The 4,600-nt window shown below is 58.0% G+C and carries 5 protein-coding genes; 2 read left to right on the plus strand and 3 right to left on the minus strand.

Translation table 11 applies throughout. From position 1 onward, the window contains the following. Together ACODTY_RS23360 and ACODTY_RS23365 are read left to right on the plus strand one after the other, a co-directional pair. The coding region (locus tag ACODTY_RS23360) for a hypothetical protein (RefSeq protein WP_488996565.1) at nt 1–361 on the plus strand (361 nt) is incomplete at its 5' end. Nucleotides 362–646: 285 nt separating this feature from the next. Next, nucleotides 647–1,585, plus strand: coding sequence for a GntR family transcriptional regulator (locus ACODTY_RS23365; protein WP_488996566.1), 939 nt, complete (start codon nt 647–649; stop codon nt 1,583–1,585). 223 nt (nt 1,586–1,808) lie between these two features. Here the strand turns inward: ACODTY_RS23365 and ACODTY_RS23370 are convergent, their stop codons facing one another. The 3 genes from ACODTY_RS23370 to ACODTY_RS23380 all read right to left on the minus strand — a co-directional run. After that, entirely contained in the window at nt 1,809–3,191 is a 1,383-nt protein-coding gene (locus ACODTY_RS23370; protein WP_488996567.1) for an aldehyde dehydrogenase family protein, read from the minus strand. An 81-nt stretch (nt 3,192–3,272) separates the two neighbouring features. Continuing rightward, complete coding sequence (locus tag ACODTY_RS23375) at nt 3,273–4,046, minus strand: N-formylglutamate amidohydrolase (RefSeq protein ID WP_488996568.1); 774 nt, start codon at nt 4,044–4,046, stop codon at nt 3,273–3,275. Nucleotides 4,047–4,149: 103 nt separating this feature from the next. Next, the coding region (locus ACODTY_RS23380) for a GntR family transcriptional regulator (protein ID WP_488996569.1) at nt 4,150–4,600 on the minus strand (451 nt) is incomplete at its 5' end.

Raw genomic sequence — 4,600 nt, forward strand, 5'->3', positions numbered from 1 at the left:
TCTGCCAAAAGGTTCCAAGCCAACTGCCTGCCTGCGCAGATGGGGCATTCGACATCTAAATCCGACCGCCGCCACGCCACAGCCTCCTGTCGCCTTTCGGCTTCCACAATTGTATTTGTATGGCTCAAAATGCACGAAGTCAATATCCGTCACCCGCCGTTTCGCGACAACGCCCGAGGAGAACGTGCAACCGCGCCAGCCGAAACGGCGCGCACGCAGACGATCGCCTGCTGCCCAACCGGGGCGACGCTTTCATGTTCCTTCCGGCATCGCTTTGCAGGGGCTTTGGGAGCCCAAACCAGGAAGGCAAAACCGTGACGAAGTTTGCGCAATTGCGCTGCCGTCGATGAGCTACGACTGACCGACGGTCTTTGCGGAGCTAGGCTTTAAGCCTCCGCAAGCCGCTTATTCACTTGCCGATTTGCAGATGACCCGAATGCCTGTGCAGAAGAAAATCGACGACGGGCGGCCTATTTCGCTGACTGCAAATCATACAACAGCAGCAGCTTGACCGAGGGCGCATTCCACTCTGACTGACTGGCGTTCTCGAACTATATGGTCGATTTGCGGCTATCGGCGACTGGAATCGATTAGACAGAAGTTTTTTTGGCATGTAAAACGCAATTCATAGTCTTGGGAGACAGGCATGCAGACCCCACTTCAAGTCCGCCTTTTGGAGCAGCTTCGTTTGAAGTTGGGTGGGGATTTCCAGTCCGGCGATCGAATAAACGAGGCAGAAGTGGCTGAGCAGCTCGGTGTCTCGAGGACGCCGGTACGCCATGTGCTTCAGAAGCTCGAAGCCGAAGGAGCTCTCCAGTTTGAGCCGCGCAAAGGTTTTGTCGTCAAGGATCCCGCATTGCTCCTTCAAAGCGGAAACAGTGAATCCGACGAGCTCCTTGACGAACGTGTCATGCGCGACATGGCCACCGGGGAGTTGAGTTCCGTTTTCAGCGAGCGAGCGCTGATGCAACGCTATTCAGTGCCGAACGGAGTCCTTGCCTCAACCCTGCGCCGCCTCACACGAGACCACCTGGTGGAACCGATGCCGGGGCGCGGCTGGGTTTTCGCGGATGTGAGTCCGCCAGCGATTGCTGACAGCTATCGGTTCCGACAGATTATCGAGCCAGCGGGCATTCTCGCAGACAGCTACCAAATGGACGCGGAGGCGCTTCGGGATATCGACGACGAGCATGTGGCAGCGATTAAGGATGTGCTGCAGATGGATCGTCGGCGGCTTTTTGATCTGGATGCCCGATTTCATAGCGTGGTCGCTCAAGGTGCCCAAACGGGCGAGTTGGTAAGTGCCATCGAGCGTCAGAACAACATTCGCCGCGTTACGGAATATATTGGCTTCACCCGCATCGACCGCCTGCGACAATCGATGATCGAGCATCGGAGGATCATCGCTGCGCTCCTGGAAGGCAATCGGCAGGTTGGAGCGTCCCTGATGCGTATCCATCTCCAGATGTCGATGGATGAGACATTCATTCACATGCATGACGACCTCCAGTTGCTCCGAGAGGGAAAGATGCGTCTCGCCGAGTCGGAAGAACTTACAGTCGCCGAAGACTTCAGCATGCAATGAACTGAGACCACTCGCAGGCAGGGGCAGCATCCGGGCGACCTCCAAGAAAACCGGCCAACGCTCGGATATCCATGAGTGGCGACGACGCTCGCTGTCCAGTGTTCCCTGCGGCCGTTGACGTTTCAAAAGTTCTAGGCCTTGTGCTCCCCGAGGACCCGCTGACGAGCAACGTGCCCATCACCAAATCCTTGGGAGCGATCTTTAGGATCGAACGAACCTTAGGTCAGAGAGACTTACGGAGGTGATACGACTTGGGCCTGGTCAGATTATGGAAGCCGATCGCAGAAAGCGAACCGCCCCGGCCCGTTTCCTTGACTCCGGTCCAGCAAAGCGCCGGGTCAAGATAGTCAGCGCGGTTCATAAAGACGGTGCCCGTCTCGATGTCCCGGCCGAGGCGCGCCGCTCGCTCGACGTCTTTGGTCCAGAGAGAGGCCGTTAGTCCGAAGCGGCTGTCGTTCATCAGCGCCAGGGCCTCGGCATCGCCCTTTACCTTCATGATGCCAACCGCCGGACCAAAGGTTTCTTCCTGCATGAAGGCCATTGAATGGTCGACGTCGACCAGAATCTGCGGAGCGAGATACGCACCGCCGTCGTCCTGAGGGAAAAGGCTGGGATCGACGAGCGCTCTTGCGCCACTGGCCAAAGCCTCGGCGATCTGCTGTCGCACCACATTGGCGAAACGCTTGTGGGCCATTGGTCCGAGCGTAGTTTCCGGGTCGAGTGGATTGCCGAGCTTGTAATTTGACACCCAAGCCACGGCCTTATCGACGAAGTCTTCATAGAGTGCTTCATGCACATAGATGCGTTCGATGCCGCAGCAACACTGTCCCGAATTATAAGTCGCGCCATCCATCAGCGTGTCGACGGCGGCATCCAGATCTGCGTCCTCCATAACGTAGCCGGGGTCCTTGCCGCCGAGCTCGAGGCCAAGTCCCGTAAAGGTGCCGGCGGCGGCCCGCTCGATTGAGCGACCACCCTCGACGGACCCTGTAAAGTTGACGAAGTCGAAACTACGGGCAGCGATTAGGCTCGACGTTGTGTCGTGGTCCAGGAACACGTTCTGGAAGACGTCATCCGGTATTCCCGCTTCAATGAAAGCCTGCACCAGACGTTCGCCCACTAGCAAGGTTTGGCTCGCGTGCTTCAGCAGCACGACATTGCCGGCCATCAGCGCAGGTGCCACGGAATTGATGGCCGTCATGTAAGGGTAGTTCCACGGCGCGACCACCAACACGACACCCTGGGGCTCACGTTCGATTCGCCTCTCGAAGCGAGAATTCGCCTCTACCAAGATTGGAGCGAGGGCGTCAGCTGCGATTGAAGCGACATAGTTGGAGCGCTCGTTGAAGCCCCTGAACTCGCCCCCATACTTCACCGGCCGCCCCATCTGCCAGGCTAGCTCAGGCACAACTACATCGGACATCTCATTGAGACGAGAGGCACCTTTCAGCACAAGCTGCACGCGCTCTTCCAACGGCCGCCTTGCCCAGGCCCGCTGGGCTTGGCGGGCTCGCGAAACTGCCTTGCCGGCCTCTTCAGCCGAAAGCGCCGGACGTTCCGCGAATATTGATCCGTCGACCGGGGACACACATTGGATCATGTGCATGATTTCATCCTTTGATGGGCACTGGAGATGTACCCCGCATCGCTTGCCGCGAGCGGGCAGGCAGCGCAGCCGGATTGCGCCTCACAAAACGGCGCGTCCTTCCTTGATCAAGTTGGTCAAGAAGGCAGCCATGGCAGTCTGGCCATCCTCATCGCCAAGAAGGTCGTTGCGAACTTCGATCATGACGTTTGGCAGGCCGTTGGCGAGGCCATGTTCGACAAGAGTGTGGGTGACGCCGTCTGCGGGGCCATATGGTTCGTTGCGGCGGACAACGTAATTTGTCTGCATCCGATCGGCCCGCGCGATCATCGCGTCAGCCAGCCGACTATCGCGATCATGGAGAATTCCGACCTCCACATCTCGAGTCTTGCCGAAATACACGGGAGTGAAACTATGCACCGTAACCAACATGGTCGCCCGGCCGGCCGCAGCCCGTCGCTGGATTAGCGACGACAGGCCATCTCGGAACGGCCGATAGATTTCCTCGATGCGGGCGTTTCGCTCGTCCGGCCGGATCCCGATATTGCCCGGAATGCTGTAGATCTCGCTCTTTGAGGGAGTTGCGGACTCCGCTTCCGGCGGCCGATTGCAGTCATAGACCAGGCGCGAAAATCGCTGATGATACAACTCGGCATCCAACGATGCCGCGAGCCGGCGAGCGAGGGCCAGCGCACCTGGATCCCACGCGATATGCCGCTGAAGGACTTCGCGTTCCAGGCCGAGCGTCCCCAGCCGTTTCGGTATGAGGTTCGCCCCGTGCTCGCAAACAATGACAATCTCGCCGCGCGCTTCCGAATTCTCGACCCAAACAGGTTTACCTTCGTCTTCACCGAGCAGTTGAAAAGCTTGTGCCACGTGCTACCTCCCACTTATTGCGGCATCTGCCGAAATCAAAGCAAGCACCGACGTCCTTCGGCATCCAAACGTGGATGCCAAGTTGACGCAGTTTTTTTCACATTCACGTCCTGAACGATGGCGCCGACGCTTTTGCCTTTGTCAGGTGCAGGGTCATGGCCGCCGCCGCGAGCTCGCGGTTGCCGCGCTCAAGCGCATCGAGGATTTCGATATGCTCCAAACAGGAAGCATTGAGACGGCCCATGTCGATCAAGGACCGATATTCCAGGAGGCGCCTTAGCTTGTTTTGCTGCGTTATCGCGGTGATGACGAACGCATTTCTTGAGCATTCAGCGATGAACTGATGAAATTCCTCATCCAGCCGAAAAAGCTCTGACATGTTTGGCGATAGCGTGCTGAGAACACGCTCGTGCCGACTTCTGATTTGAACCGCGCGCGCCTTGTCGAACTGGAAGCCGGGCAGCAAGATTGCACCGGGCTCGATCATCAATCGGAAATCATAGCTCGCATCGTTGGCCGCCTGCGAATTCAGCGTCGGCTCGAATTGCCAGCCG

This window comes from Mesorhizobium sp. FG116 (assembly GCF_057809835.1).